General features: G+C 69.5%; 23 protein-coding genes. 10 read left to right on the forward strand and 13 right to left on the reverse strand.

Annotated features, from left to right (window positions below; all coding sequences use genetic code 11):
- The first annotated feature begins 6 nt into the window (after positions 1–6).
- Genes AOZ49_RS01730 through AOZ49_RS01740 form a run of 3 tightly spaced genes read left to right on the forward strand, consistent with a single transcriptional unit; the run spans position 7 to position 3,706 of the window.
- The gene (locus AOZ49_RS01730; RefSeq protein ID WP_035359184.1) at positions 7–1,305 is read left to right on the forward strand and encodes an ArgE/DapE family deacylase; all 1,299 of its coding nucleotides are present in this window, start codon (positions 7–9) and stop codon (positions 1,303–1,305) included.
- Positions 1,302–2,381, forward strand: coding sequence for a phosphotransferase (locus AOZ49_RS01735; protein WP_054474119.1), 1,080 nt, complete (start codon positions 1,302–1,304; stop codon positions 2,379–2,381). The genes AOZ49_RS01730 and AOZ49_RS01735 overlap by 4 nt, the downstream gene beginning before the upstream one ends.
- Positions 2,378–3,706 (forward strand): aspartate aminotransferase family protein, encoded by a 1,329-nt coding sequence (locus AOZ49_RS01740; RefSeq protein WP_054474121.1) that lies wholly within the window; start codon positions 2,378–2,380, stop codon positions 3,704–3,706. The genes AOZ49_RS01735 and AOZ49_RS01740 overlap by 4 nt, the downstream gene beginning before the upstream one ends.
- A 51-nt stretch (positions 3,707–3,757) precedes the next feature.
- Here the strand turns inward: AOZ49_RS01740 and AOZ49_RS01745 are convergent, their stop codons facing one another.
- Positions 3,758–5,260: a MocR-like pyridoxine biosynthesis transcription factor PdxR gene (locus AOZ49_RS01745; protein WP_054474123.1), complete on the reverse strand. Its 1,503-nt coding sequence runs from the start codon at positions 5,258–5,260 to the stop codon at positions 3,758–3,760.
- A gap of 120 nt (positions 5,261–5,380) precedes the next feature.
- Here AOZ49_RS01745 and AOZ49_RS01750 point away from each other — a divergent pair, with 120 nt between their 5' ends.
- From AOZ49_RS01750 to AOZ49_RS01765, 4 genes are all read left to right on the forward strand, one after another.
- Positions 5,381–6,712, forward strand: a complete 1,332-nt coding sequence (locus tag AOZ49_RS01750) for an MFS transporter (protein ID WP_054431865.1) — start codon at positions 5,381–5,383, stop codon at positions 6,710–6,712.
- Between the two features lie 105 nt (positions 6,713–6,817).
- On the forward strand, positions 6,818–7,321 hold the full coding sequence (locus AOZ49_RS01755; RefSeq protein ID WP_054431866.1) for a sigma-70 family RNA polymerase sigma factor: 504 nt from the start codon (positions 6,818–6,820) through the stop codon (positions 7,319–7,321).
- Positions 7,318–8,301: a FecR family protein gene (locus AOZ49_RS01760; protein ID WP_054474126.1), complete on the forward strand. Its 984-nt coding sequence runs from the start codon at positions 7,318–7,320 to the stop codon at positions 8,299–8,301. Before AOZ49_RS01755 ends, AOZ49_RS01760 begins: the two co-directional genes overlap by 4 nt.
- 436 nt (positions 8,302–8,737) lie before the next feature.
- Positions 8,738–10,900, forward strand: coding sequence for a TonB-dependent siderophore receptor (locus AOZ49_RS01765; protein ID WP_369815765.1), 2,163 nt, complete (start codon positions 8,738–8,740; stop codon positions 10,898–10,900).
- A gap of 24 nt (positions 10,901–10,924) precedes the next feature.
- Here the strand turns inward: AOZ49_RS01765 and AOZ49_RS01770 are convergent, their stop codons facing one another.
- From AOZ49_RS01770 to AOZ49_RS01805, 10 genes are all read right to left on the reverse strand, one after another.
- Entirely contained in the window at positions 10,925–11,785 is an 861-nt protein-coding gene (locus AOZ49_RS01770; RefSeq protein WP_156355559.1) for a hypothetical protein, read from the reverse strand.
- Between the two features lie 121 nt (positions 11,786–11,906).
- Positions 11,907–13,472 (reverse strand): TonB-dependent receptor, encoded by a 1,566-nt coding sequence (locus AOZ49_RS01775; protein WP_231690219.1) that lies wholly within the window; start codon positions 13,470–13,472, stop codon positions 11,907–11,909.
- A gap of 115 nt (positions 13,473–13,587) precedes the next feature.
- Complete coding sequence (locus tag AOZ49_RS33275) at positions 13,588–14,070, reverse strand: TonB-dependent receptor plug domain-containing protein (protein ID WP_231690220.1); 483 nt, start codon at positions 14,068–14,070, stop codon at positions 13,588–13,590.
- A gap of 100 nt (positions 14,071–14,170) precedes the next feature.
- Complete coding sequence (locus AOZ49_RS33280; protein WP_369815766.1) at positions 14,171–15,583, reverse strand: TonB-dependent receptor; 1,413 nt, start codon at positions 15,581–15,583, stop codon at positions 14,171–14,173.
- A 289-nt stretch (positions 15,584–15,872) separates the two neighbouring features.
- The gene (locus AOZ49_RS33285; RefSeq protein ID WP_231690221.1) at positions 15,873–16,340 is read right to left on the reverse strand and encodes a TonB-dependent receptor plug domain-containing protein; all 468 of its coding nucleotides are present in this window, start codon (positions 16,338–16,340) and stop codon (positions 15,873–15,875) included.
- 42 nt (positions 16,341–16,382) lie between these two features.
- Entirely contained in the window at positions 16,383–17,033 is a 651-nt protein-coding gene (locus AOZ49_RS01785) for a hypothetical protein (protein WP_054474132.1), read from the reverse strand.
- Positions 17,030–17,632 (reverse strand): hypothetical protein, encoded by a 603-nt coding sequence (locus tag AOZ49_RS01790; RefSeq protein WP_054474136.1) that lies wholly within the window; start codon positions 17,630–17,632, stop codon positions 17,030–17,032. Before AOZ49_RS01790 ends, AOZ49_RS01785 begins: the two co-directional genes overlap by 4 nt.
- A gap of 5 nt (positions 17,633–17,637) precedes the next feature.
- Positions 17,638–18,372, reverse strand: a complete 735-nt coding sequence (locus tag AOZ49_RS01795; protein ID WP_054474137.1) for an ABC transporter ATP-binding protein — start codon at positions 18,370–18,372, stop codon at positions 17,638–17,640.
- Positions 18,365–19,366, reverse strand: a complete 1,002-nt coding sequence (locus tag AOZ49_RS01800) for a FecCD family ABC transporter permease (protein WP_054474270.1) — start codon at positions 19,364–19,366, stop codon at positions 18,365–18,367. The genes AOZ49_RS01795 and AOZ49_RS01800 overlap by 8 nt, the downstream gene beginning before the upstream one ends.
- Before the next feature lie 52 nt (positions 19,367–19,418).
- Positions 19,419–20,567 (reverse strand): ABC transporter substrate-binding protein, encoded by a 1,149-nt coding sequence (locus AOZ49_RS01805; RefSeq protein ID WP_231690222.1) that lies wholly within the window; start codon positions 20,565–20,567, stop codon positions 19,419–19,421.
- 39 nt (positions 20,568–20,606) lie between these two features.
- Between AOZ49_RS01805 and AOZ49_RS01810 the strand changes: the two genes are divergently transcribed.
- Positions 20,607–21,305, forward strand: coding sequence for a Crp/Fnr family transcriptional regulator (locus AOZ49_RS01810; RefSeq protein WP_054474141.1), 699 nt, complete (start codon positions 20,607–20,609; stop codon positions 21,303–21,305).
- Positions 21,306–21,381: 76 nt separating this feature from the next.
- On the opposite strand, the gene AOZ49_RS01815 is transcribed toward AOZ49_RS01810, so the two are convergent.
- Complete coding sequence (locus AOZ49_RS01815) at positions 21,382–22,155, reverse strand: alpha/beta fold hydrolase (protein WP_054431874.1); 774 nt, start codon at positions 22,153–22,155, stop codon at positions 21,382–21,384.
- 158 nt (positions 22,156–22,313) lie between these two features.
- On the opposite strand from AOZ49_RS01815, the gene AOZ49_RS01820 reads away from it, so the two are divergent.
- Positions 22,314–23,759: an HD domain-containing phosphohydrolase gene (locus AOZ49_RS01820; protein WP_054474144.1), complete on the forward strand. Its 1,446-nt coding sequence runs from the start codon at positions 22,314–22,316 to the stop codon at positions 23,757–23,759.
- Between the two features lie 64 nt (positions 23,760–23,823).
- Here AOZ49_RS01820 and AOZ49_RS01825 read toward each other — a convergent pair whose 3' ends face one another.
- Positions 23,824–25,011, reverse strand: coding sequence for a serine hydrolase domain-containing protein (locus AOZ49_RS01825; protein WP_231689781.1), 1,188 nt, complete (start codon positions 25,009–25,011; stop codon positions 23,824–23,826).
- A 169-nt stretch (positions 25,012–25,180) separates the two neighbouring features.
- Here AOZ49_RS01825 and AOZ49_RS01830 point away from each other — a divergent pair, with 169 nt between their 5' ends.
- The gene (locus AOZ49_RS01830) at positions 25,181–26,224 is read left to right on the forward strand and encodes an alpha/beta hydrolase (RefSeq protein ID WP_054474153.1); all 1,044 of its coding nucleotides are present in this window, start codon (positions 25,181–25,183) and stop codon (positions 26,222–26,224) included.
- The last annotated feature ends 2 nt before the right edge of the window (positions 26,225–26,226 follow it).

The raw sequence follows: 26,226 nt of genomic DNA on the forward strand, positions 1-26,226 counted from the left end.
ACATCCATGCCAGAACTGACCCCGGCGCTGCGCCAGCGCATCCTCCAAGCCGTGGACGCGGGCTTCGCGGCCCAGACCGAATTGACCGCGCAACTGGTGCGCCTGCCGTCGCAGCGCGGCGAAGAAGCCACCGCGCAGGATTTCATGGCGGCGCGCTACGCCGAACGCGGCTACGCCGTGGACCGCTGGCGCATCGACGTCGAGGCCATCCGCCACCTGCCGGGTTTTTCGCCGGTGGCGGTGTCCTATGACAACGCCTACAACGTGGTCGGCGCGCACCGCGCCCGCAGCCTGAAAGGCCGCTCGCTGATCCTGAACGGCCACATCGACGTGGTGCCGGTCGGCCCGCTGGCGCAATGGAGCCGCGACCCGTACGACCCCGCCATCGTCGACGGCTGGATGCACGGCCGCGGCGCCGGCGACATGAAATCCGGCCTGGTCGCCTGCCTGTCGGCCATGGACGCGCTGGCCGCGATCGGCCTGGCGCCGGCCGGCGACGTGTTCCTGCAATCGGTGGTGGAAGAGGAATGCACCGGCAACGGCGCCCTGGCCTGCCTGGCGCGCGGCTATCGCGCCGACGCCGCCTTCATTCCGGAGCCGCTGCTGCCCATGCTGATGCGCGCCCAGGTCGGGCCGATGTGGTTCCAGGTGCAGGTCGAAGGCGACCCCCAGCACGCCTCGGCCGCCTTCACCGGCGCGGGCGCCAATGCCATCCAGAAGGCGATCTTCCTGATCCAGGCGCTGGACGAGCTGGAGACGCGCTGGAACGCCAACAAGTGCGACCACCGCCACTTCTGCGACCACCCTCACCCCATCCGCTTCAACCTCGGCAAGATCGCCGGCGGCGACTGGCCGTCCAGCGTGCCGGCCTGGTGCACCTTCGACATGCGCGTGGCGGTCTATCCGGGCCAGAGCCTGGAGGCCGCGCGCGCCGAGATCGAGGCCTTCGTGGCCCAGGCCGCGGCGCGCGATCCGTTCCTGGCCAAGCATCCGCCCAAAGTGATCTACCACGGCTTCATGGCCGAGGGCTACGAACTGCAGAACGCCGACGAGGCCGAGGCCGCGCTGCGCGCCGCGCACGAACAGGTGTTCGGCGAACCGCTGCGCGAATACGCCACGTCGGCCGCCACCGACGCCCGCTTCTACGGCCTGTACGCCGACACCCCGGCCATCGTCTACGGCCCGGAATGCCGCATGCCGCACGGTTACGACGAGGCGGTCAACCTGGAATCGGTGCGCAAGGTCACCCAGACCATCGCCCTGTTCATCGCCGAGTGGTGCGGCCTGGAAGAGCGTCAGGCATGAGCGGCGGCAACCTCCCCAGCGCCGGCCAGGCGCTGTTCGCGGCCGAGCCGCCCAAGCTGTCCCTGCCCGAGGCCGAGACCCTGGCGCTGCGCCATTACGGCCTGGCGGCACAGGCCACGCTGCTGTCGAGCGAACGCGACCAGAACTTCCTGCTGCGCGACGCCGCCGGCGGCGCCTACGTGCTCAAGGCCACCCACCCCGCCGAGGACCCGGCGGTCACCGACTTCCACACCCAGGCGCAGCTGCGCCTGATGCGGGCCGACGGCGAGCCGCCGGTGCCGCGCCTGATCGCCGGCCTGCAGGGCGAGTACGTGCATTGGCACGACGCCGGTGACGGCGCGCGCCGCGCGCTGCGGCTGATGACCTTCGTGCATGGCGTGCCGCTGCACCAGGTGGCGCGCAGTCCGGCGCAGTACCGCGCGCTGGGCCGGGCCCTGGCGCAGTTCGACCTGGCCCTGGCCGGCTTCGACCACGCCATGGCCGACCACGAATTGCTGTGGGACCTGCAGCACGCCGACCGCATCGCCGACCTGCTGCCGAAGATTCCCGAGGCGGACCGCCGCCGGCTGGCCGAGCGCCAGCTCGAGCGCTTCGCCAATGACCTGCGGCCGCGCCTGGGCGGGTTGCGGCGCCAGGTCATCCACAACGATCTCAACCCCTACAACGTGATGGTCGCGCGCGACGATCCCGAACAGATCGCGGCGCTGCTCGACTTCGGCGACATGGTGCGCGCGCCGCTGGCGCAGGACCTGGCCGTGGCCGCCGCCTATCTGCTCGACGACGCGCCCGACCCGCTGTCGGTGGGCCTGCGCCAGTGCCTGGCCAGCTACCACCAGACGCTGCCATTGACCGAGACCGAAATCGCGCTGCTGCCCGACCTGATCGCCACGCGCCTCTTGATCACGGTGGCCATCACCGGCTGGCGCGCGCAGCAGCACCCCGAAAACCGCCAGTACATCCTGCGCAACAACGGCCTGGCCTGGACCGGCCTGGCGCGCCTGGACGCCCTGCCCCGGCAGCAGGCCAGCGACATCCTGCTGGCCGCTAGCCAGACCCCCATGGAGACTCTTGTATGAGCCGAGACCAAGCCATGCTCAACGCCTTCGACCCCGCCGCGGCCGACGCGCTGCCGCAGGCCGAACGCGACCTGATCGCCCGCCGCCAGCGCGTGCTGGGGCCGGCCTACCGCCTGTTCTACGACCAGCCGCTGCACATCGTGCGCGGCGAAGGCGTGTGGCTGACCGGCGCCGACGGCGAACGCTACCTGGACGCCTACAACAACGTGGCCTCGGTGGGCCACAGCCATCCGCGCGTGGTGCGCGCCATCGCCGAGCAGGCGGCGGTGCTGAACACCCACACCCGCTACCTGCACGACGGCGTGCTGGACTACGCCGAGCGCCTGCTGGCGACGTTCCCGCAGCCGCTGTCGCAGGTCATCTTCACCTGCACCGGCAGCGAGGCCAACGACCTCGCGCTGCGCGTGGCGCGCAGCCACACTGGCGGCACCGGCGTCATCGTCACGCAGCTGGCGTACCACGGCGTCACCGCCGCGGTGGCCGCCGTGTCGCCGTCGCTCGGCCAGGCCGTGCCGCTGGGCGTGGACACCCGCGCCGTGGCCGCGCCCGACAGCTACCGCCACGACCCGGCCACCCTCGGGCAATGGTTCGGCCAGCAGGTGCAGGCCGCCATCGACGACATGCGGCGCCACGGCATCAAGCCGGCCGCGCTGCTGGTGGACACGATCCTGTCCAGCGACGGCGTCTACAGCGACCCGGCCGGCTTCCTGGCGCCGGCGGTGCAGGCCATCCGCGACGCCGGCGGCCTGTTCATCGCCGACGAAGTGCAGGCCGGCTTCGCCCGCACCGGCTCGTGCATGTGGGGCTTCCAGCGCCACGATCTCGTGCCGGACATCGTCACCATGGGCAAGCCGATGGGCAACGGCCACCCCATCGCCGCGATGGTCTCGCGCCCCGACATCCTGGAACGCTTCGGCCGCGAGGCGCGCTACTTCAATACCTTCGGCGGCAATCCGGTGGCCTGCGCCGCGGCCCAGGCCACGCTCTCGGTGATCGAGGACGAAGGCCTGCAGGCCAACGCCGCCCGCACCGGCCAATACCTGCGCGACGGTTTCCGCGCGCTGGCCGAGCGCCACGCGCTGATCGGCGACGTGCGCGGCGACGGTCTCTTCATCGGCGTCGAACTGGTGCGGGACCGCGCCGCGAAGACGCCCGCCAAGGAAGAGACGCACCGCTTCGTCAACTTGATGCGCCAGCGCCGCGTGCTGCTCAGCGCCACCGGCCTGCACGGCAACGTGCTCAAGCTGCGGCCGCAGCTGCCGTTCGCGCGGGAACACGCCGACCTGCTGCTGGCGGCGGCGGACCAGACGCTGGCGGAACTGTAGGCGACAGGCGGGTGCGGCGGTGTGCGTCGCGCCAAGCGCCGCCCCGTCGCTTCAGCCCCTGGCGCGGCGCGCCGGCCGGGCCTCGGCGACCCGCCCCAGCGCCCGCGCAAAGCGCACTACCCCGTCGTCGATGCGCTCGCACGGCACACCGCCATAGCCCAGCACCACCGCCGGCTGCGCGGCGCGGGCGGCGTCGGGCAGGTAATGCGGCTGCCCCAGCACGATGCCCTCGTCGCGGGCGGCCTCGGCCAGGCGCGGCACCGACACCTTGCGATCGAGCCGCGCATACACATGCAGGCCCGCCCGCGCCTGCGACAGCTGCACCGCATCGCCGACGCGCGCCGCGATTGCATCGCGCAGCACGATCTGGCGCTCCGCGTACTCGGTGCGCATGCGCTTGATGTTGTGCGAGAAATGGCCGTCCGCCATGAAATCCGCCAGCGCCGCCTGCAGGTGCAGCTGCCCCGGCCGATAGATGCTGGCGCAGGCGCGCGAGAACGATTCGGCCACCTGCGGCGGCACCACCATGTAGCTCATGCGCAGGCCCGCGAACATGGTCTTGCTGAAGGTGCCCATGTAGATCACCCGGCCGTCGGCGTCCAGGCCCTGCAGCGACGGGATCGGCGCGCCGTCGTAGCGGAACTCGCTGTCGTAGTCGTCCTCGAGCACCCACAGGCCGCGCGCCCGCGCCGCCTGCAGCAGCTCCAGGCGCCGCGCCAGCGGCATCACCACGCCGGTCGGGTATTGGTGCGACGGGCTGGTGATCAATAGCCGCGCCCGGCGCGGCAGCTTGCTGGCCGTCAGGTCCAGGCCCTGGTCATCGACCACGGCGGCATGCGCGCGCACGCCGACCGCCGCCAGCACCGGCGGAAAGGCCCAGTGGCAGGGGCTTTCCACCAGCGCGGCGTCGCCCCACTCGGTCAGCATGCGGGCGCACAGGTCGACCGACTGGTGCGTGCCCGCCGTGACGATGACCTGCCCGGGCTCGCACACCACCGCGCGCGCCAGCCGCAGGTAGCTGGCGATGGCCTCGCGCAGCGGCAGGAAACCCGCGCCGTCCTTGGCGTAGCCCGACAGCGCCAGATTCGACTTGCCCAGGTGGCGCGACACCAGCCGGCGCCACAGGTGGAACGGAAACAGGCTGGCGTCGGCCACGCCCGGCACGAACGCGCCGGTGTGCTGGCCCAGCCCGGCCGCGCCGCCTGCGATGCCCTCGCCGCGCGTGGACAGGCCCGGCACATGGCGCTGCACGTGCTCCGGCGAGGCCGGCCGCAGCAGCGGCCGGTCCACGGTCTTCTCGACGAACGTGCCGCTGCCGCCGCGCGCGCTGAGGTAGTTCTCGGCGATCAGCCGCTCGTAAGCCAGCGTCACCGTGATGCGTGAAATGCCCAGCTCCGAGGCCAGCACGCGCGACGACGGCAGGCGCTGTCCCGCCACCAGCGTGTGGTCCAGCACGCCGCGCCGCACGATGTCGTAGATCTGCTTTTGCAGCGGGTCGGGCGACTCGCGCGAGAGCGCGCCGGACAGCAGGTCGGCGAGCAGGACTTCCTTCATGAAGTGGACCTATCTCTGATTGGATTGTGGCTATACAAGATATAGCCAGTAGTTGCTATCGTCAACGCCGTATCGAATGCGGCGCCAACGTGGAAAGCCGCGACAAACAAGGGGAATTCCATGCAAGACCAGAATGGCCGCAGACAGCCGGTCAGGGCGGCGGCCGCCGCTTTCTTCGGCACCATGATCGAGTGGTACGACTTCTACTGCTACGCCACGGCGGCCGCCCTGGTGTTCGGCGACGTGTTCTTCGCCACCAACGATCCCTTCATGGGCACGCTGGCCTCGCTCGGCACCTTCGCCATCGGCTTTTTCGCGCGGCCGGTGGGCGCGGTGCTGTTCGGCCACCTGGGCGACCGCGTCGGCCGCAAGCAGAGCCTGGTCATCACGCTGCTGCTGATGGGCGTGGCCACCACGCTGATCGGGCTGCTGCCTTCCTATCACTCCATCGGCCTGGCCGCCGTGGTGCTGCTGGTCGCGCTGCGGCTGGTGCAGGGCATCGCGGTGGGCGGCGAATGGGGCGGCGCGGTGCTGATCGCGGCCGAACACGCGCCGCCCAAGTGGCGCACCTTCCTGGCCTCGGCGCCGCAGTACGGCAGCCCCATCGGCCTGATCCTGGCCACCGGCGTGTTCCGCCTGGTGTCGGACCTGCCCAAAGAGGACTTCCTGTCATGGGGCTGGCGCCTGCCCTTCATCATCAGCGGCGTGCTGGTGCTGGTGGCCTTCGTCATCCGCCGCGGCGTCAACGAGAGCCCCGAACTGGAAGCGCGCCTGAAGGAAAAGAAAAAGGAAAGCACCGCCCCCATCCGCCTGGTGCTGCGCGAACGCAAGCGCGCGCTGCTGCTGGGCATCGGCCTGTGCCTGCTGGGCATCTCCGGGTTCTACTTCGTCACCACCCTGATGATCACCTACACCACCACCTACCTGAAGATCACGCGCAGCCAGATCCTGGACGTGGTGACCTGGGCCGGCGTGGTCGAGCTGATCAGCTTCCCGATCGCCTCGTACATCGCCACCCGGGTCGGCGAGCGCCGCTTCCTGATCTGGGTCACCGCGCTGTCGACGTTGTGGGCCGTGCCGATGATGATGCTGATCCTGACCGGCGACATCCAGAACATCGCCATCGGCATCCTCACCGCCATCTTCCTGATCGGCGCCTACTACGCGGTGCTGGCGCCCTACCTGCCGCTGGCCTTCCCGGTGGAGATGCGCTACACCGGCATCTCGCTCAGCTTCCAGCTGTGCGGCGCGATCTTCGGCGGCACCACGCCGCTGGTGGGGCTGTGGGTGGCGCACACCTTCGGCCTGACCTGGCAGCCGATGGCGCTGATGTTCGCCCTCATCGCCGGCGCCAACCTGCTGTGCGCCATCTACCTGCCCACGCCGGAGCGCGAGGCCGCCCGCCAGCGCGGCGGCGCGCTGGGCGCCGGTCAGCATAGCCGCGCGCTGTAGCGGCGGCGCCGGCCGGGGCGGCAGCCCGCACGCCCCGGCCGGCTTTACAAGAATTATTCTTATTTGCAATAATCGGCGGTTTCGTCCCTTCCACGTTGCCCCCGCATGCGCCGGACCCGCCCCGCCGAACACGGTTGGCTCGCCTACTATCGCGAGCTGCTGGGCACATGGAAGCGCAAGGGACACGCCAGCGGCGATGTCGAGGACACCGCCCACGACGCCATCGCCAACATGCTCGAAGGCGACGTCTCGGCGATCCACAACCCGCGCGCCTATCTGCACCGCAGCGTCTACCACGGGCTGGCGAACCAGTACCATAGGCAGCTGCGCACGGCCGCCATCCCGCTGCAGGACCTGGACGACGACGAGCACCCCGCGCAGGACGGCCCCGAGGCCGGCGCCCGCACCGCGCAACTGTCGCGCGCGCTGCGCCAGGCGCTGGACGAACTGCCCGAACCCTGCGCCGTGGTCTTCGCCTGGCACCGGCTGGAAGGCTGGACCGTGCCGGAAATCGCCGCGCAGCTGGGGCTGTCGGTCAGCAGCGTCGAAAAATACCTCACCCGCACCATGCGGCACCTGCACACCCGCCTGCATGCCTATTCGCCATGACTGAGCTCGCCAAGCCTCCCAGGGATCCGCTGGACGCGGCGGCGTACTGGTTCGCGCGCGACCACGGCGGCCTGATGACGGCCGCCGAACGGCGCCAGTTCGACGCGTGGCGCCAGGCCGATGCCGCCCACGAGCGCGCCTACCAGGAGATGCTGCAGGTCTGGGGCCTGGCCCAGGCCGTGCCCGACCGCGACCTGCGCCCGCTGCTGGCGCGGCGGCCGCCGGCCCGCGCCGTATCGCCCGAACGCCGCCGGCTGGCCTGGGGCCTGGCCGCCACCGCCTGCGCCGCCGCCGGCGCGGGCCTGGCCTGGCCGCTGTGGTGGCCGGCCGAAACGCTGTTCCAGCAGCGCTACGCCACCGGCCGCGGCGAACGCCGCCGGGTGGCGCTGCAGGACGACTCGGTCCTGACGCTCAACACCGCCACCCAGGCCGAGGTGCGCTACACCCGCGACGAGCGCCATGTGGCGCTGCAGGCCGGCGAAATCCTGTTCGAGGTCTCGCCGGACAAGGCCCGGCCCTTCATCGTCGAGACCGAGCTGGGCCGCGTGCGCGTCACCGGCACGCGCTTCAACGTGCGCTATGACCGCCAGCGGCTGGCGGTGGCGGTCGAATCCGGCTCGGTCGAGGTCGCCACCGGCGCCAGGTGGCAGCGCGAACGGGTGCTGCTGGCCGCCGGCCAGGGCGTCAGCCTGGCGCGCCAGGGCGACCCGCTGCAGGTCGAAAGCGTGAACGTGGCCGCGCTCACCGCCTGGAAACAGGGCAAGGCGGTCTTCGACAACGTGCCGCTGGCGCAGGTGGTGGACGAGATCAACCGCTACCGCGAACAGCCCATCCGGGTCGCCGCCGCGCTGCGCGGCATCCGCATCGCCGGCGTGTTCGACATCGACGACACGCGCGGCTTCCTGACCGCCCTGCCCGCCCTGATCCCGGTGCGCGTGGCGCCGCGCGCCGACGGCGGCAGCGACCTCGTCGCCCGTTGACCCGGCGCCGCGCCGGCGAAGATACATCTTGTTTCTATTTTGATTTGAGAATCATTACGGGGTTCGGTGTCCGATCCGCTCTTAGCAGGTAAGCGGAGGCTGTCGCCCCGCATGAACCCGCCGGCCGGTTCCCTCGCGGAAACCGCCGCCCCGATCGAGCGCCATCGTGACCCAGATTTCCGCCAGGCCCACCCGCCTCCCGCGCCCCCGCGCCACGCCGCTGCATGCCGCCCTCGGCACCCTGACCCTTGCCCTCGCCGTCGCCCTGGGCGCCGCGCCGTCCGCCGTCCACGCGCAGGCCGCCGCCGTCAAGATCGACATCCCGGCCCAATCGCTGGCGCAAGCGCTGCTGCAACTGGGCCGCCAGACCCGGCTGCAGGTCTACTACCTGCCCGAAGCCGTGCAGGACCGCCGCGCGCCGGCCATCAGCGGCACGCTGACACCGCAGCAGGCGCTGGACCGGCTGCTGGCGGGCACCGGCCTGGTGGCGCGCATCAACGGCAACACCGCGGTGGTGCAGCAGCCGGCCGGCGACACCGCCACCCTGCCCAGCGTGTCGGTCTACGGCGACGCGCGCGGCGAGGCCGTCGAAGGCCTGGTTGCGCGCCGCAGCCGCACCGGCACCAAGACCGACACGGCGCTCAACGAGATCCCGCAGACCATCAACGTGGTCACCGCGCAGCAGGTCGAGATGACCGGCGCCACCGACATCAACCAGGCGCTGCACTACGTGCCCGGCTTCTCCAGCTATGGCTCGGACAACCGCTCCGACTGGTACTCGGCCCTGCGCGGCTTCACCCCCACGGCCTACGTCGACGGCCTGCAGGTGCCCAACACGCTCAACCTGGCCAGCTGGCGCGTCGATCCCTACCTGATCGACAGCATCACCGTGCTGCGCGGCCCGACCTCGGTGCTGTACGGCCAGGGCGATCCCGGCGCCATCGTCGACGTGCAGAGCAAGCTGGCCAACGGCGAGCGCATCCGCGAGATCGAGACCCAGGTCGGCAACTACGCCCGCAAGCAGCTCAGTTTCGACCTCGGCGACAGCCTCAACGAGGACGGCACGCTGTCGTACCGCATCCTGGGCGTGGGCCGCGACGGCAACGCCCAGACCGGCCCCAACAAGGACCAGCGCGTGGTCCTGGCGCCGTCGCTGCGCTGGCAGCCCAGCGCCGCCACCAGCCTGACGCTGTCGGCCACCTTCCTGGAAGACTGGGGCGATGTCACCAGCAACTTCCTGCCCGCCCAGGGCACGGTGCTGCCCAACCCCAACGGCCGCATCTCGCGCGATCTCTACACCGGCGAGCCGGACTTCAACTACTACCACAAGAAGCAGTGGTCGCTCGGCTACGCGCTGGAACACAAGCTGGATTCGGTCTGGACCCTGCGCCAGAACACCCGCCTGATGCACCTGCAGCTGAACAACCGCTCGGTCTACGGCGGCGGCCTGGATGACAGCGATCCGACCATGGCCTCGATCACGCGCTACGCCGGCATCTTCCAGTTCAACTACAGCCGCTTCGACGTCGACAACCAGGCCGAGGCCAAATTCCGCACCGGCGCGCTCGAACACACGCTGCTGACCGGCCTGGAATACAGCCGCCAGTCGACCACCGACAGCGAATGGCTGGCGCAGGCGCCGTCGCTGAACCTGTACAACCCGGTCTACACGCCGATCAACAAATCGCTGTTCTACGGCCCCAACGCCTACCCGCGCACCGACACCTACACCGTCATGAACACGGTCGGCCTGTACGCGCAGGACCAGGTCAAATGGGACCGCTGGGTGCTGACGCTGGGCGGCCGCAAGGACTGGGCCCGCACCCGCCAGAGCGACCGCGAGGCCGACACCCGCACCTCGCAGCTGGACCAGGCCTTCACCGGCCGCGTCGGCCTGACCTACCTGGGCGACTATGGCCTGTCACCCTACGTCAGCTATTCGACCTCGTTCAACCCGGTCTCGAACACGCGCCTGGCCGACGGCAGCTGGGCCAAGCCGACCCAGGGCAAACAGATCGAGGCCGGCCTGCGCTGGCAGCCCGACGGCAAGAACCTGACGCTGAACGCCGCGGTCTACCAGATCAAGCAGACCGACGTCGTCACCAACAACCCGAACGACCCCACCAACAGCAGCTACGTGCAGACCGGCGCGGTGCGCTCGCAGGGCATCGAGCTGAGCGCGGTCGGCAAGATCACGCCGGAACTGTCCATCGTCGGCGCCTACGTGTTCCAGAACGTCAAGATCACCAAGGCCAACGACGAGACCCAGGGCAAGTGGCCGGTGGACATCCCGCGTCCGCGCCAGATGGCGTCGCTGTGGGCCGACTGGACCTGGCGCACCGGGCCGCTGGAAGGCTTCGGCGCCGGCGCGGGCGTGCGCTACCAGAGCTCGGCCGCGGGCGCGTCCGACAACTCGCTGAAGATCCCCAGCTACACCGTCTACGACGCCGGCCTGCACTACGAGATGCCGAACTGGCGCTTCGGCCTGAACGCCACCAACCTGTTCGACAAGCGCTACGTCAGCGGCTGCCAGTCGTACGGCGTGTGCATGTTCGGCAACGGCCGCACGGTGGTGGCGTCGGTGAAGTACTACTGGTAGGCAGACGGCGGCTTGAACCGTGGATCAAGCCGCCAGCCTCGGCTCGATGGTGGCCGTGGGCGCGGCCTCAAGCAACTTCAGGAACTCCAGGCATAGCAACTCCAGCTTGTCGGCCTCGCACTTCGGCGACGACAGCTGGTGCCAGAATTTGCCTGGATTCCAACCCAGGGTCCGGTTCTCGCCATTGCCCTCTTGCGTGAAGAAGCCCCAAAACCAAAGGTCATCCCATATGAGCATCTCATCGGCCGAGTATCGCGCCCTCAGCCTCGCGTTGATAGTTTCAACGCGGGGAGATGCAAGCCCCAGCGTCCGAAAGATGTGCAAGATGACCCTGTCTACGGGCAGGTAGGGTTTACTTTTCAGGGAGGCGCCCACCGTCGACGTCGCATCGGGCCAGAAATGGAGATGCTTGGGGCCTTCATGCAGCCTGATCGCGGCCTTGACGAAAAGCGCGGTCGTTTTGATCCCCCACCCTCCTTGGGCGTTCAGAGCCAGAAATAGCGCGGCCCATTCGTCAGCGTCGGCTTCAGAGGCCGTAAATGCGGGCGTCTGCTTCTTGACACGCTCACTGCCTTGTTCTTGCAGGTACGCGGTGAAAGCGCGCAAGGAAGAGGTCTGCTCGTCATTAGCCCGATGAAGCCGCTGCCAAAACGCTGTCAGTCCGTCCATGTCGACACGGGATTGTGTGCTGACATTCAAGTGCAAGAAGCTGACCAGCCTGTCACGAGCAGAGGAGCAACCCGAAAGGCAACGCGCGTACTCACTTTCCTGGAATTTCCTGTTCCATTGGGTATTCTGCTGGAGGAAGGCAAGGATTCTGTCGAGCCGCTCTTGCAGCCAGTCAGAATCAGCCGTCTTGCGCCTACTCTTCAATTCATTTTTCATTGCACAGGGAATTGGGGATGAGTGGATGGGATCCTTGCAGGACAGCAATCATATCCACCCCCACCGCGATGGAACAAGAACATAGCCGTCCATCCGCGCATGACGGCCCCGCTATCCCATCTTAGAACCGGGTGCGCAACGTCACCCCCACACTGCGCCCCGGCTGCAGCAACGGGTTCTGGCCCGTCATCGGATAGTTGATGTTGGAGGCCGTGGCCGCGGTGCGGTAGGCGCGGTCGAACAGGTTGTTAATACTCAACACCGCCTGAGTGTTGCCGATCTGCGGAAGGCCCAACTTGTCCAGCTGCAACTGCGCGTACAGATTGATCACCCCGAATCCTGCCGCTGGATACTCCTTGCGATAGTCGTATCGGTTCTGTCCCTTCGCCCACTGCAACTCGCCGCTCAACGCGTAGGCCTCATTCGGCCCTACATACTGCACTCCCATCAAGCCGCTGAGCGTGGCGATGGACGGCAGCGGCCGGCCCGTAACCCGATTGGTCGCGTGCAGGTAGCTGGCGCTGCCGTAGAAGTTGAGCGAACGCGTCGCCTGCCAGCGCCAATCACTCTCCACCCCCTGCACCCTCACCTTGCCGACGTTGCGCCGCTGTGTCGCGGGCAAGCCCAGGTACATCGTATCCACGCTTTCGATGAAATCGCGAAAGTCGCTGCGGAATGCCGTCAGGCCAACCGTGGCATCGTCGAAATGCAGGCGCGTCCCGGCATCCACGTTAACGCCGCGCTCAGGCTTGAGCTGGGGATTGGGAAAGGTGTAGCTGGTGCCCGTGAAGCCGGCATCGAACATGTCGAAAATCCATGGCATGCGGAATGAATTGCCAACGGTGCCGAGCAATTCGATCACCTCCGTGGCCCGGTATGACAGGCCCAGGCTACCGGTAGTCGTCGTTTGCTGATTGTTCTGCGCGGCCCGGAAGGCCGGCAGCAGATCGGGCGATGGCAACGGGCTCAGGCCAACGTCGGAACGGTACCAGTCGAAGCGGCCGCCAGCGCTCACCGTCCATTTTGGCGCGGGATTCCATTCGTTGCTCAGGAACAGGCCAATGTTGGTCTGATAGCGGGTCGGTCCGCTGCGGATCCAGTCGCCACGGTTGGTGGTGGTGCCGCCATCGGGCCGGCGCACCGTCGTCCAGGTGCGCAGCTTCTGGCCCGGCCAGGTTTCGTGCATGAAGTCCATGCCAAGCGTGGTGGCGACCTTGGCCCACGGGATGGTCGCCGCGAAATTGCCGCCGTAGACCAGCGGTCCGATGACATGACGGCGCACATCGACCACGCGCGCCGCATTGACCTCGTTGTGGGCCGCCAGGGTGGTGTCGAATTCGTTGACGTAAAGACTGGCCCGCAACTCGCTGATCAGGCCATCGAACTCGCCGCGATAGCCCAGCTTGCCCTGCTTGACGGCCAACGGATCGCGGTGGCTGCTGGTCAGCGGATACGGCGGCACCGCGCCGGCCGCATCGTCGTTCACGTGCGCCCTGCGGCCACTGATCTCGATGCGCTGGCGCGCATCCGGCATGTAGCCCAGCACGATGCCGCCGCCCGCGCCGCGAAAACCGCTGTTGGGCACTTCCTCGGTGGCGCTGCGGAAATTGCTGGCGCGCCGGCCGGTGGCGTACACGCGCAGGTCGAATCCGTCGCCGGCCGCCTCCAACGCGGCGTTGGCCTGCATCGCGTTGGCGTTGCTGCGCCACGAAGCCGACACCTCGCCCCCATTGAGCTGAAATGCATGCTCCAGATTGCCATGGGCGCGCTTGGTGACGAAGTTAATCAGGCCGCCCAGCCCATCACTGCCGAAGCGCGCCGAATCCGGCCCCCCGCACCACCTCGACCTGTTCCAGCTCGGTCGGACTGATCAACATGAATTGCAGGGTATTGCGGCCACGGAAGCGGTTGCCGTCGATGAAGACAGGCACCCGCATGTCATTGGTATTCATGCCACGCAGGAACACGGTGCCGGCGATGCCGCCGGTATGGTTGATGGTGGCGTTCGGAATCCGGCTCAATAGCTCCAGGGTACTGATGGGGCTGAGCCGGTCGATGTCCTGGCGGTCGACCACCGACACCGATTGCGTCACCGCATGGTCCAGCGTCGCCGGCGGCGGCACGGCGCCGATGGCATGCAGGCGGCCGTCGTCCGCGCCGTCGCCGGCCGTGACGCGGATGGCCGGCAACTGCGCGGGTTCGGCGGCCACGGCGGGCGCGCCAAGGGTGGTGGCCGCGAGCAGGAAAGCGCGGACGAAGGGCGAAGGCGGAAAGGGATGAGTCATACAGGAATGCAGAAGCAAAGCCCGAAGGCCGGAGGAACGCCGCCTTGCGCGGCGGCGATGAAAGCCGTCGCGCGGGACAACAAGGCCCAGCGCGACAGGCTCAGAACCGCGTCCGCAACGTCACATTGACGCTACGCCCCGGTTGCAGCAACGGGTTAAGGCCCGTCATGGGGTAATTGACATTCGACGCCGTGGCGGCGGTGCGATACGCGCGGTCGAACAGGTTGTTGATGCTGAACACCGCCTGGGTATTGCCCACCTTCGGCAAGCCCAGCCGGTCCAACTGCAATTGCGCGGACAGGTTGACCACGCCAAAGCCGGCCGCCGGGTATTCCTTGCGGTCGTCATAGCGGGCCTGCCCCTTGGCCCACTGCAATTCGCCGCTGAAGGCATAGGCGTCATTCGGGCCGACGTACTGCAGGCCCATCAGGCCACTGAGCGAGGCGATGGAAGGCAGCGGCCGATTGGTGATCCGGTTGGTGGCATGCAGATAGCCGGCGCTGCCATACAGGTTGAGCGCGCGCGTCACTTGCCAGCGCCAGTCGCTTTCCAGCCCCTGCACGCGGACCTTGCCGACATTGCCCTTCTGCGTCGCCGGCAGGCCGTTGTACAGAGTATTGATGTTCTCGATGAAATCCCTGAAATCGCTGCGGAACGCCGTCAGGCCGACCGTGGCATCCTCGAAATGCAGCCGAGCGCCGACATCCACGTTGGCGCCGCGCTCGGGCTTGAGCTGGGGATTGGGGAAGGAATAGCTGGCGCCGGTAAAGCCGGCGTCGAACATGTCGAAGATCCACGGCATCCGGAACGAGTTGCCAACGCTGCCCAACAATTCGATCACCTTGGTGGCGCGGTACGACAGCCCAAGGCTGCCCGTGGTGGCGGTCTGCTGGTTGTTCCGCGCCGCGCGGAACGCCGGCAGCAGATCGGGCGACGGCAAGGGGTCAAGGTCGACATCGGAACGGTACCAATCCAGGCGACCGCCGGCGGTCAACGTCCATTTCGGCGAAATGGTCCACTCATTGCTGAGGAATGCGCCGATATTGGTCTGGTAGCGGGCCGGTCCGCTGGGAACCCAAGCACCGCGATTGACGATCGTGCCGCCGTCGGGCTGACGCGCTGTTACCTGCGTGCGCCGCCCCTGGCCGGGCCAGTTTTCATGCATGAAATCCATGCCGACCGTGGTGGCGACAGTGGCCCACGGAAGCGTTGCCGCGAGACTTCCCCCGTAGGCCAGTGGCCCAGGCACGTGGCGCTGCACATCCAGCACGCGATTTGGATTGGCCTGGTTGTGCACCACCAGCGTGGTATCGAACGCGTTGACATAAAGGCTGGCGCGCAACTCGCTGATCACGCCGTCGAACTCCCCCCGATACGCCAGCCTTCCCTGCTTGACGTTCAAGGGATTGCTGCGGGTGGTGGCCAGCGGATAGGGCGGCACCGTGCCGGCCCAGCCTTCGTTGACGTGCGCCATGCGGCCGCTGATCTCGACGCGCTGGCGCGCGTCGGGCATGTAGCCCAGCACGATGCCGCCGCCCGCGCTGCGGAAATCACTGTTCGGCACTTCGCCCTCGGCGCTGCGGAAGTTGCCGGCGCGCCGCCCGGTGGCATAGACGCGCAGGTCGAAGCCATCGCCGGCCGCCTCCAGCGCCGCGTTGGCCTGCCTGCCGTTGCCATTGCTCTGCCAGGTGGTCGACACCTCGCCGCCATCCACGGTGAACCCGTGCTCCAGATTGCCATGGGCGCGCTTGGTGACGAAGTTGATCAAGCCCCCCAGCCCATCGCTGCCAAAGCGCGCCGAATCAGCCCCCCCGCACCACCTCGACCGCTTCCAGCTCGGTGGGGCTGATGAGCATGAACTGCAATTTATTGCGGCCGCGAAAGCGATCGCCGTCGATGAACACGGGCACCCGCATATCGAGCGTGTCCATGCCGCGCAGGAACAGGGTGCCGCCAATGCCGCCGCCCAGATTGATGGTGGCGTTCGGGATGCGGCCCAGCAGCTCCAGCGTGCTGATGGCGCTGAGTCGGTCGAGATCCTGGCGATCCACCACCGACACCGATTGCGTGACCGTATGGTCGAGCGTCGCCGGCGGCGGCGTGGCGCCAATGGCATGCAGGCGGCCATCGTCGACGGCGGCGTCTTCGGCCGTGACGCGGATGGCGGGAAGTTGCGCGGCGGTCTCGGCGGCCATGGCGGGCGCGCCGAGGCTGGCGGCGGCCAGCAGGATGGCGCGGACGAAGGGCGAGGACGGGAAGGAATGAGTCATACGAAAAAAACGCAATAGCCCGGAGGCGGGAAGGAAGCCGCCTCAGGCGGCGGGCGTGGAATCTTTCAGCCACGGCAGGAAGCCGCGCAGGAAGCGGCTGGTGGCCGGCATGAAATAGCTGCCGTGGTGGTACATCGGATCGAGCGAGGTGACGATCAGCCGGCCCGCGGTGCTGCACCGATCCTCGTACAGCACCGAGCCGGCGCCGACCTTGTCGACCAGCGATACCGCGCCTGGCGGCGGCGCATAGGTGCCGTGCTGGTGCCAGGTGACGTCGGCCAGCGTCAGGTAGCGAAACAGCGAATGGTCGGGCGCCGCCAGCCGCAGGCCAGGATCGGCCCCCGGCGTCTTCCACCACCAGAAATTCACTTCGCAATCGGTCCAGCGCACGCCATCCAGCCAGCGGTGCGAGCCGGTCTCGCCCATCGCCACCAGCGTCTTGCCGGCGGCCAGGAAGCGGGCCAGGCGCGCCCGCTGCGCCACCAGCAACTCGGGGTTGATGCGGCACGACACGATCAAGGCGTCGCAGCCCTCCAGGGCGGCGTCATCCAGTTCCGGCAGGTAGATCACCCGGTCGATGTGCGCCGCCAGTTCCGGCGTGCGGAAGGTGCGATGGTGGTAGTAGGTGCCGGCGTCCAGCGCGGCGATCACCGGCGCGCGCCGGTTCGAAACGGAATGGGCGTCGTGGATCATGCCGCCTCCCCGCGCAGCCAGTCGACCAGTTGCGGCACAATGCGGCGGGTGCTGTCCGCGCTGCCCGCATACATCCACATGTCGTTGCCGGAATGCGTGAGCAGGCGGCCGCCGCCGGGCAAGGACAGCACCCAGTCCACCGGCACCGCGTCCGGCCCCAGCGTATGCAGCACGCTGGCGCCGGCCGGCGGCGGATTGCCGCCGCGCGCGTAGAAGCCGGCCACGCCGCGGCGGAAGGTCAGGTGTTCGGGATCGACGCCATCGAACACGGGATGCGCCTGGGCGCGGTGCAGCCGCAGTCCCTCGATGCCGCGCGCCGGGCCCGGCACGAACGGCGCCAGCCAGCGCAGGAAGGGATAGGCCACGTGGCCGTTGAACACCATCGTGCCACCGGCCAGCAGCCACGCCTCCAGCCGCGCTTGCTGCGACAGCAGGTAGCGCTGGTCGGTATTGGCCGGCACCAGCAGGGCCCGTACCGCCGCCAGTTCCAAACGATGCAGGGCGTACAGGGGTTCGGCGATGGCCGGCGGCGCATCGCCGCCGGTCAACGCGGCGGGACCGGCGCCGGTCCAGTGATTCAAATAGACGATGGTGTTCATCGGATTCAATGGAAAAGAGGAATCACGCCCGGCACCTCGCGGCGGTCGGCGGTGATGGTTGTCACCCGTACCGGCAAGCCATACAGCCGGCTCAGGCGTTCGTCGGTGCACATCAGCCCGGTGGGCCCGGCCTCGCAGGCGTCGGGATGCATCAACAGGGTCTGGTCGGCGATGTGCTGCGCGTGCTGCGGCTGGTGGGTCGAGAACACCACCGTCATGCCCTCGCCCGCCAGCCGCCGCAGCAGCGACAGGATCACGTCCTGGTTGCGCAGGTCGAGCGCCGCGCTGGGCTCGTCCAGCACGATGATGGGGCTGGCGCTGGCCATGGCCCGCGCGATGCAGGCCAACTGCTGTTCGCCGCCGCTGAGCGCGTGAAAGGGCCGCGCCGCCAGATGCTCCAGCCGCACGGCGCGCAGGCACTCGCGGGCAATGTCGCGGTCGCGCGGGCCGGGCGAGGCCCACCAGCGCAGGTGGCGCACGCGGCCCATGGTCACCATGGCCAGCACGTCGTAGGCGAACAGCGAATCCGTGCGCTGCGGCACATAGGCGGCATGGCCGCGCAGGCGCACCGCGCCGGCGGCCGGCGGCTGCACGCCCAGCAGCGTCTTGAGCAAGGTAGTCTTGCCACGGCCATTCGGCCCCAGCACCGCCAGGACGCCCCCGGCCGGCACGCGCAGCGACAGATCGGACAGCAGCAGGCGGCCGCCAGCCTGCACGGCAAGGCGATCCAGTTCAAGCATGGCCCGCCTCCCGGCCTTGCGTGCGGCGCAACAGCCAAGCGAACAACGGCGCGCCGACCAGCGCGGTGATCACGCCCAGCGGTATCTCGGCGCTGGTGGCGCTGCGGGCCACGGTATCGACCCACACCATGTAGGTGCCGCCGAGCAACGCGCTGGCGGGCAGCAGCACGCGGTGGTCGGGGCCGACCAGCATGCGCGCGATATGCGGCACCACCAGCCCGACCCAGCCCACCGTGCCCGACACCGCCACGCTGGCCGACACCACCAGCGTGGCGCAGCCCAGCAGCATCCAGCGCAGCGGCTCGACCGCCAGCCCCATGGCGCTGGCCTGCTCGTCCCCCAGCGACAGCACGTTGATGCGGAACCGCAGCGCGAACAACAGCCCCATGCCCGCCGCGATGGGCGCCACCGCCGCGCCCAGCTTGACGTACGACGCCGTGGCGAAGCTGCCCATCAGCCAGAACACGATGGCCGGCAGGCTGTCGTAGGGGTCGGCGAAATAGGTGGCCAGCGAAATCAGCGCGGAAAAGAACGCGCTGGTGACCACCCCCGCCAGCACCAGCATCAGGACGGTGGTGCGCCCTTGCGAGCGGCCGAGCACGTAGACGATGGCCACCGCCAGCAGCCCGCCAGCGAAGGCCAGCCCCAGCGTCGCCCCCAACGACGAGAACAGCAGGATCGCGGCGCAGCCGCCGAACGCGGCGCCGGAGGAAATGCCGAGGATCTGCGGCCCGACCAGGGGGTTGCGGAAGGCGCCCTGCAAGGCCGCGCCGCACAATGCCAGGCTGGAGCCGGCCAGCAGCGCCAGTAGCACCCGCGGCAGGCGCACCAGCAACACCACCCGGCGCTCGGCGTCGGCGATGGATGGCAGCCACGATGCCAGGCCATCGGGCAATGCCGCCTTTGCCAGCGCGGCGGCCACGTGCGACGCCGGCAAGGCATAGCGCCCCACGCACAACGCGGCCAGCGCCGACAGCGGCACTGCGGCGATCATCAGCCACCAGGGCCACGCGCACCGCCGGCCTTCGCCGGGGGCGGCGGCCCGTTCAATGCAGGCGGTCATAGCCGGTTGCCCCCTGATTCAAACGCATGCGCAACACCTTGTCGATGTCGGCGGCGTCGATGTCATACCCGCACAGCCAGGTGTAGGCCTGCGCGATGTGCTCGCGCAACGGCCAGTCGAACCGCCCCGGATGCAGCAACTGGCTCAGCCACTGCCAGTACAACGGCGATTCCTGGCTTGGGGGGTCCCAGATGTAGCCGCCGGCCGGAATCATGTAGACGCGGTGGCTGCGCACGGCCGGAATGTCCGCGAACAACGGGTCGGCATAGATCATGGCGGGCGTCAGGCCGGACTCGAAATTGTTCAGCAGGATCACGTCTGGCGCCCAGGCCATGACTTGCTCGATGCCGACCGATTGGCCGGTGCCGACCACCGACGCCGCCACGTTGCGTCCGCCGGTCAATTGGATGTCGTCATCGAAGCTGCTGCCCGCGCCCGAGGTGCGCAATTGCGGCCGGTAGCGCGACAGGTACAACACGCCGGGGCGCTCGTCGGCGCGCAGGCCGGCGGTGACGCCGAGGATCTGCGCGCGTATGTCATCGCGCCACGCCAGTTGCCGGTCGGCGAGCGCGTCCTGCCCGAGCGAATGGCCCATCAACCGGATCCATTCACGGGTGCGCACGTCGGTGCCGTAAAGCAGCGCCGCCACCGGCAGGCCGGCGTTGCGCAGCGGCGCGATCAGATCATCGCCCATGTGTCCCCACTGCCACACCATGTCAGGACGGATCTGCAGCAGGGTTTCCACGTTCGGCACGAAGCCGGAGCGGGTGATGTCCGACCGCACGTGTTCCATGTGCGGAAACAGGCGCGACGGCACCGGGTCGGCCATGCGCGCATAGGAGTCGGGGTGCATGCCGGCCAGGTGTTGCGGCGAACCGCCGTCCAGCGACATCAACAGCGTGCCGCCCGGCATCGGCAGCGAGACCGCGCGCGTCGCAGGCGCAGCCTGGGTGACCGGATTGCCGAGCATGTCGGTGAAGCGCACGGGGCCCTGCGCCATCGCGCCGGACGACCACGACAACGCCGCCGACAAGGCGCTCAAGGCAATGGGAAAACTTATAAGACGGCGCGGTTGCGGCGCGGTCCAGGCCTTGTATTTTTTCACGGGGATGGCATCTTGAACAGGAATCATTTTCGATTCGAATTCTAGGTAGCCTCCTCCGCCGATCAAATGACTATTGTCAATTCGTCTCAGTCGCTTCTACTCGCCGCATTGCGGCGCCATCCCTGGTTCGAGGACATCGCCGACGCGGCGCTTGGCACGCTGGCGGCGCGCGCCCATTGGCTGCGCTTCGAGGCGGGCGACACGCTGTTTTCCGAAGGCCAGCCTGCCACCGCCTGCCTGCTGGTGTGCGAGGGGCTGGTCCAGGGCCTGCGCTACACCGCCGATGGCGATGACAAGGTATTTGGCGAAGTCGGCCCGGGCGGCTGGCTGTCGGTGCTGGCGATGTTCGAGCCGACCCCGCGCCATCTGCATCATGTCCGCGCCAGCCGCGGCGGCAATGGTTGCCTGCTGCATCAAGGCGCCTTCCTGCAACTGTGCCGCGAAGACGGCCGCTTCGCCAGCCGCGTCGCCGCCCATGGCGCCGCGCTGGTGCGGCACCACACCGACCGGATCGACTGGCTCACTTCCAGTTCGGCACAGGAACGGCTGGCCGAATACCTGTTGCGCTTCGGCAAGCCGCAAGTCGGCCAACCTGTGGTCCTGCCGCTCAGCCACTCGCAGATCGCCGTCAAGCTCGGCATGCGGGCCGAGACCCTCAGCCGCATCTTCTCCAAGTGGCGCCGCGAAGGCATCATCGCCAGCCGCCGCGGCACGCTCTACGTGCTGCGGCTCGCGCCGCTCGAACAACTGGCGTCCGGATGCTGAAACGCCGCGCGTCCCGACGGACGCGCGGCGTTCATGCGTGACCGCCCGATGTCACGTCACCGGGCGGTCACAGCCCTCACTTCACGCTGGCCACCGCGTCCAGGATCACCCGCGCCACCGCTTCCGGCTGCGATTGCTGCGGCACGTGGCTGGTCTGCAGGTCGGTGACCTTGGCGCCGATGCGCTTGGCCATCTGGTGCTGCAGCGCCGGCAGGATCATGCGGTCATGGTTGCTGACCACGAACCACGACGGCTTGGTTTTCCACGCGGCGGTCGACACCGGTTCGCCAAAGGCGCTGGCCTTGATGGGACCCTGCGTGGCCGCCATCACCCTGGCCTGCGCGGCCGGCACGTCCTGCGCGAAATCGCGCGCCAGGCCGGCGGCCGACAGGCTCAGCCAGCCGTGGCTGTCGGCGCCGATGCTGTCCGAGCCCGGCGCCTTGGGCGTGCCTTCGGTCAGCGTCGCCACCGACTGGCCGGCGTCGGGCGCGAACGCGGCCACGTACACCAGGCTGGCGACCTTGGGATGGTTGCCGGCCTCGGTGATCACCGTGCCGCCCCACGAATGGCCGACCAGCACCACCTTGCCGGGCTGGTTGTCGATGGCGCGGTTGGCCGCGGCCACGTCGCCGGCCAGCGATTCGAGCGGGTTCTGCACCGCCTGCACCTGCACGCCCTTGGCCTGCAGCAGGGCGACCACCTTGGCCCAGTCCGAGCCGTCGGCGAAGGCGCCGTGCACGATGACGACGGACGGCCGCGCGGCGGCCGGCTCGGCGGCGAACGATTGCGAGACGGGCGCGGCGAACAGGCCGGCGACCAGGAGGGAGGCTGCGATAATATGGCGCTTCATGGAGATTCCTTTTTCGGGATCAAACGCCGACGTGGCGCTTGGTTGACGCCAGTGTCGTTTTCCCGCCGGTCGCGCGGTATCGGATGATTGACCGATGCGCCGGTTCTCGCCTTCCCGCCCTCTCCTGTTGCCGCCCATTCATCGCCCCGCCTGGCCCCATGATCGCCGATAGCGCCATTGAACTGACCGACGCCGTGCTGGCCATGGCCTTCATCGGCGACCTCAGCATGGGCCGCGCCACCGACCATTCGCGCCGCACCGCCTGCCTGGCGGGACTGCTGGCCGCGGCGCAAGGCCTGGACGCGGCTGGCCAGGACCACGCCCGCGCGGTGGCGCTGCTGCGCTGGTCCGGCTGCACCGCCAACGCCGGCGGCTTCGCCGAACTGCTGGGCGACGACATCGCCTCGCGCGAGGCCATGATGGCGCAGACCCTGCCACCGCTGGATGCGCGCACGCAGTCGCTGATCGTGCCGCTGGCGCTGATCCATTGCGAGATCTCCGGCGACGTCGCCGTCAGCCTGGGCATGCCCGACGCGGTGGTGGCCGGGCTGCGCCACGCCTTCGAGCGCCACGACGGCAAGGGCATGCCGCAGGCGCTGGGCGGCGACGCCGTCTCGCCGCTGGCGTTCATCGTCAACGCCGCCAGCGACCTGGAGATCCCCAGCCGCGCCCATGGCCGCGACAGCGCGCTGGACTTCCTGCGCCAGCAGGCCGGCGCCAAGTATCCCGCCGACGTCGCCGCGCTGGCCGTGCGCCACGGCCCGGCCTGGCTCGACCGGATCGACGCCGATCCGCCCGACGGCGCCGACTGGAACCTGGCCGGCGGCCGCCCCGGCGCGCCCGCCGCGCTGACGCTGCTGGCCGACGTGGCCGAACTCAAGCTGCCCTGGCTGGCCGGCTATTCGCGCCGGGTGGCGGCGCTGGCGGTGGCCACCGCCGCGCGGCTCGACCTGGACGCGGCGACGCAGGCGCGCTTGCAGGCCGCCGCGCTGGTCCACGGCATCGGCCGCGCCGCGCTGCCGAACCGCCTGTGGAACACCGCCGGCAAGCTGTCGCCGGACCAATGGGAGCAGGTGCGCCTGATGCCCTACTGGACCGCGCGCGCGGCGCGCCAGATCAAGGGCCTGAGCGAGGCCGCCGAACTGGCCTCGTATGCCTACGAACGGCTGGACGGCAGCGGCTATTTCCGCGGCGCGGCGGGCGCGGCTCTGGGCTTGCCCCAGCGCGTGCTGGCCGCCTGCGTGACCTTGCAGGCGCTGCTCGAGGACCGCCCCTGGCGTCCCGCGCTTGCGCTGGCGGACGCGGCGCGGCAACTGCGCCAGGAGGCCGCCGCCGGCCGCTACGACGCCGACGTGGCCGAGGCCGCCATCGCCGCGGCGGGCGGCGAGACCGCCGCCCCGCGCCGCGCCGTCTCGCCACTGTCGCAACGCGAACTCGAGGTGCTGCGGCAGATCAGCCTGGGGGCCAGCAACAAGGAAGCGGCGCGCGCCCTGAACATCAGCCCCAGCACGGTGCGCACCCATGTCGAGAGCGTGTTCCGCAAGCTGGAATGCTCGACCCGCGCGGCCGCCACGCTCAAGGCGCTGACCTCGGGCCTGCTGTAGCCGGCGTCACGCGCCGGCGCGGCCGGCAGGCAGTGATCGGCCAGGCCCCCGGCACGGCGCCGGCTCAACGATCGGCGATCGCCCGCAGGACGGCGTAGGTTTCCCGCTCGTCCTGGTTCTCGCCGTAGTCGCTGAGCTTGACGATCACCACGCGCCGGCCAGGATGGACGTACAGGTACTGGCCGTGGATGCCGACGGCCGCGAAGTCCGGCCCGCCCGCGGGGTCCAGCTGCCACCATTGCGCGGCGTAGCCCCAGCCATCGACCGGATGCGGCGCGGGACGCGCGATGCGCGCCACCCAGGCGGCCGGCACCAGGCCGCCGCCCTGCCCGGACTCCAGCACGCGCTGCCCGACCCGGGCGAAGTCGCGCGCCGTGGCGTTCAGGCAGCAGAAAGCCTTCTCGACGCCGCCGGGCCGGTCCACGTTCCAGGTGGCGGCGGACTCCGCGCCCATCGGGCCCCAGAGCCGCTCGGCGAGCAGGTCGGCCAACGGCTTGCCGGTGACCCGCGTCAGCGCCATGCCCAGCAGCTGGGTGTCGATGCTGCGGTAGTCGCCGTCGCTGCCCGGCGTGAAATGCATGCGCCGGTGATCGCGCGCAAAGCCGGCCAGGTCGCGCGTCAGGTACATGCGCGCAGTGCCGGTGAAGGGCCAGTAGGCCCGGTAGTTCTCCGACACGTCGATGCCCGAGGCCATGTCCAGCAGATGCCCGAGCGTGACGCGGTCGTAGTCGCCCGCGCCCGCCAGTTCGGGCAGCAGCGCGGTCAGGCGGTCGTCCTCGCGCAGTTCGCCGCGCGCGATCGCCTGGCCCACCAGCAGCGACACCACCGACTTGGCCATCGACCATGACGACTGCGTGTCGGTGGCGCGCACGCCCGGCCGATACCATTCGTATTCCAGCTGGCCGTCGCGCAGCACCACCAGCGCGTTGGTGGCGGTGCTTTGCAGGAACTGCTCGAACGGGATTTCGGCGCCCTTCCACGGCACCGTGGCGGGCGGCGGCCACGCGCTGGCCGCCAGCACGGATGGCGTGGCCGAGGCCGGCACGACCCGCGCCGGCAACAGATCGCCGCGGCGCGACGGCGCCGACACTTCCAGCCGCCACAACGTGTGCGGCGGCGGGATCTCCATCACGGCGGTGGCCGCATAGGCGGCGGCCGCCAGCGCGGCCAGCCCCAGGGCCAGCCGCCAGGCGGCGCGGCCCGGGCGGCGTGCGCGCGGGCGCGTGATGCGGGAGGTCGGGTCCGTAGCCATGGCGCGGATCATGCCAAGTCCGCGCCGATTGCACAACAGGCATCGCGCGGTCGAGATTCAAGTCCCAATGTATCCGCCCGCCCGCGCCGTACATTGCGACACCCCCGGGTCCGCGCGCCTGGCTACAACGGCACCACAACCTGTCACTTCCCTTTCTCGGAGACCCGCCATGCCGGACCCCATCGATACCCAACGCCGCCGCCTGCTCGGCACCACCTCGGCCCTGGCCGGCGCCAGCCTCTTGAACCTGGGCCTGGGCGCCAGCGCACGCGCCCAGGGCGCCGCGCCCACCGCCCCTCGCGCCAGCGGCGCGGCCGCCTTCAGCGGCCTGCGCCAGATCCGCGCCGGCGACCTGGATATCGGCTACGTCGACGCCGGTCCGGCCAACGGCCCGGTCGCGGTCCTGCTGCACGGCTGGCCCTACGACATCCACAGCTTCATCGACGTCGTGCCGCGCCTGACCGCCGCCGGCTACCGCGTCATCGTGCCCTACCTGCGCGGCTACGGCTCGACCCGCTTCCTGTCGGCCGACACCGCGCGCAACGGCGAACAGGCGGTGGTGGCGGTCGACATCATCGCGCTGATGGACGCCCTGAAGATCGGCAAGGCCGTGATCGCCGGCTTCGACTGGGGCGCGCGCACCGCCAACATCATGGCCGCGCTCTGGCCCGAACGCTGCCAGGCGCTGGTGTCGGTCAGCGGCTACCTGATCGGCAGCCAGGAAGGCAACCGCAAGCCGCTGCCGCCGCAGGCCGAGTTCCAGTGGTGGTACCAGTTCTACTTCGCCACCGAGCGCGGCGCGGCCGGCTACGCCGCCAACGTCGACGCCTTCAACAAGCTGATCTGGCAACTGGCCTCGCCGCAATGGCGCTTCGACGACGCTACTTATGCGCGCAGCGCCCGCGCGTTCGCCAACCCCGACCACGTCGCCATCGTCATCCACAACTACCGCTGGCGCCTGGGCCTGGCCCAGGGCGAGGCGCGCTACGACGACCTGGAGCGGCGCCTGGCCGTGGCGCCGAAGATCGCGGTGCCGACCATCACGCTGGAAAGCGACGCCAACGGCGCGCCGCACCCCGCGCCCGCCGCCTACGCCGGCCAGTTCAGCGGCAAGTACCGGCACGTCGACGTCACCGGCGGCATCGGCCACAACCTGCCGCAGGAAGCGCCCGAGGCCTTCGCCGACGCGGTGCTGCAGGTGACGCGGCTGTGACG

The organism is Achromobacter sp. 2789STDY5608615 (genome assembly GCF_001298995.1).
Taxonomy (GTDB): Bacteria; Pseudomonadota; Gammaproteobacteria; order Burkholderiales; family Burkholderiaceae_B; genus Achromobacter; species Achromobacter insuavis.

Bases quoted from the DNA above. Each gene is read 5' to 3' on its own strand.
- AOZ49_RS01730 (WP_035359184.1), top strand. From the start codon at position 7: ATGCCAGAACTGACCCCGGCGCTGCGCCAGCGCATCCTCCAAGCCGTG.
- AOZ49_RS01735 (WP_054474119.1), top strand. From the start codon at position 1,302: ATGAGCGGCGGCAACCTCCCCAGCGCCGGCCAGGCGCTGTTCGCGGCC.
- AOZ49_RS01740 (WP_054474121.1), top strand. From the start codon at position 2,378: ATGAGCCGAGACCAAGCCATGCTCAACGCCTTCGACCCCGCCGCGGCC.
- AOZ49_RS01745 (WP_054474123.1), bottom strand. From the start codon at position 5,260: ATGAAGGAAGTCCTGCTCGCCGACCTGCTGTCCGGCGCGCTCTCGCGC.
- AOZ49_RS01750 (WP_054431865.1), top strand. From the start codon at position 5,381: ATGCAAGACCAGAATGGCCGCAGACAGCCGGTCAGGGCGGCGGCCGCC.
- AOZ49_RS01755 (WP_054431866.1), top strand. From the start codon at position 6,818: ATGCGCCGGACCCGCCCCGCCGAACACGGTTGGCTCGCCTACTATCGC.
- AOZ49_RS01760 (WP_054474126.1), top strand. From the start codon at position 7,318: ATGACTGAGCTCGCCAAGCCTCCCAGGGATCCGCTGGACGCGGCGGCG.
- AOZ49_RS01770 (WP_156355559.1), bottom strand. From the start codon at position 11,785: ATGAAAAATGAATTGAAGAGTAGGCGCAAGACGGCTGATTCTGACTGG.
- AOZ49_RS01775 (WP_231690219.1), bottom strand. From the start codon at position 13,472: ATGCAGGCCAACGCCGCGTTGGAGGCGGCCGGCGACGGATTCGACCTG.
- AOZ49_RS33275 (WP_231690220.1), bottom strand. From the start codon at position 14,070: ATGACTCATCCCTTTCCGCCTTCGCCCTTCGTCCGCGCTTTCCTGCTC.
- AOZ49_RS33280 (WP_369815766.1), bottom strand. From the start codon at position 15,583: ATGCCCGACGCGCGCCAGCGCGTCGAGATCAGCGGCCGCATGGCGCAC.
- AOZ49_RS33285 (WP_231690221.1), bottom strand. From the start codon at position 16,340: ATGACTCATTCCTTCCCGTCCTCGCCCTTCGTCCGCGCCATCCTGCTG.
- AOZ49_RS01785 (WP_054474132.1), bottom strand. From the start codon at position 17,033: ATGATCCACGACGCCCATTCCGTTTCGAACCGGCGCGCGCCGGTGATC.
- AOZ49_RS01790 (WP_054474136.1), bottom strand. From the start codon at position 17,632: ATGAACACCATCGTCTATTTGAATCACTGGACCGGCGCCGGTCCCGCC.
- AOZ49_RS01795 (WP_054474137.1), bottom strand. From the start codon at position 18,372: ATGCTTGAACTGGATCGCCTTGCCGTGCAGGCTGGCGGCCGCCTGCTG.
- AOZ49_RS01800 (WP_054474270.1), bottom strand. From the start codon at position 19,366: ATGATCGCCGCAGTGCCGCTGTCGGCGCTGGCCGCGTTGTGCGTGGGG.
- AOZ49_RS01805 (WP_231690222.1), bottom strand. From the start codon at position 20,567: ATGATTCCTGTTCAAGATGCCATCCCCGTGAAAAAATACAAGGCCTGG.
- AOZ49_RS01810 (WP_054474141.1), top strand. From the start codon at position 20,607: ATGACTATTGTCAATTCGTCTCAGTCGCTTCTACTCGCCGCATTGCGG.
- AOZ49_RS01815 (WP_054431874.1), bottom strand. From the start codon at position 22,155: ATGAAGCGCCATATTATCGCAGCCTCCCTCCTGGTCGCCGGCCTGTTC.
- AOZ49_RS01820 (WP_054474144.1), top strand. From the start codon at position 22,314: ATGATCGCCGATAGCGCCATTGAACTGACCGACGCCGTGCTGGCCATG.
- AOZ49_RS01825 (WP_231689781.1), bottom strand. From the start codon at position 25,011: ATGGCTACGGACCCGACCTCCCGCATCACGCGCCCGCGCGCACGCCGC.
- AOZ49_RS01830 (WP_054474153.1), top strand. From the start codon at position 25,181: ATGCCGGACCCCATCGATACCCAACGCCGCCGCCTGCTCGGCACCACC.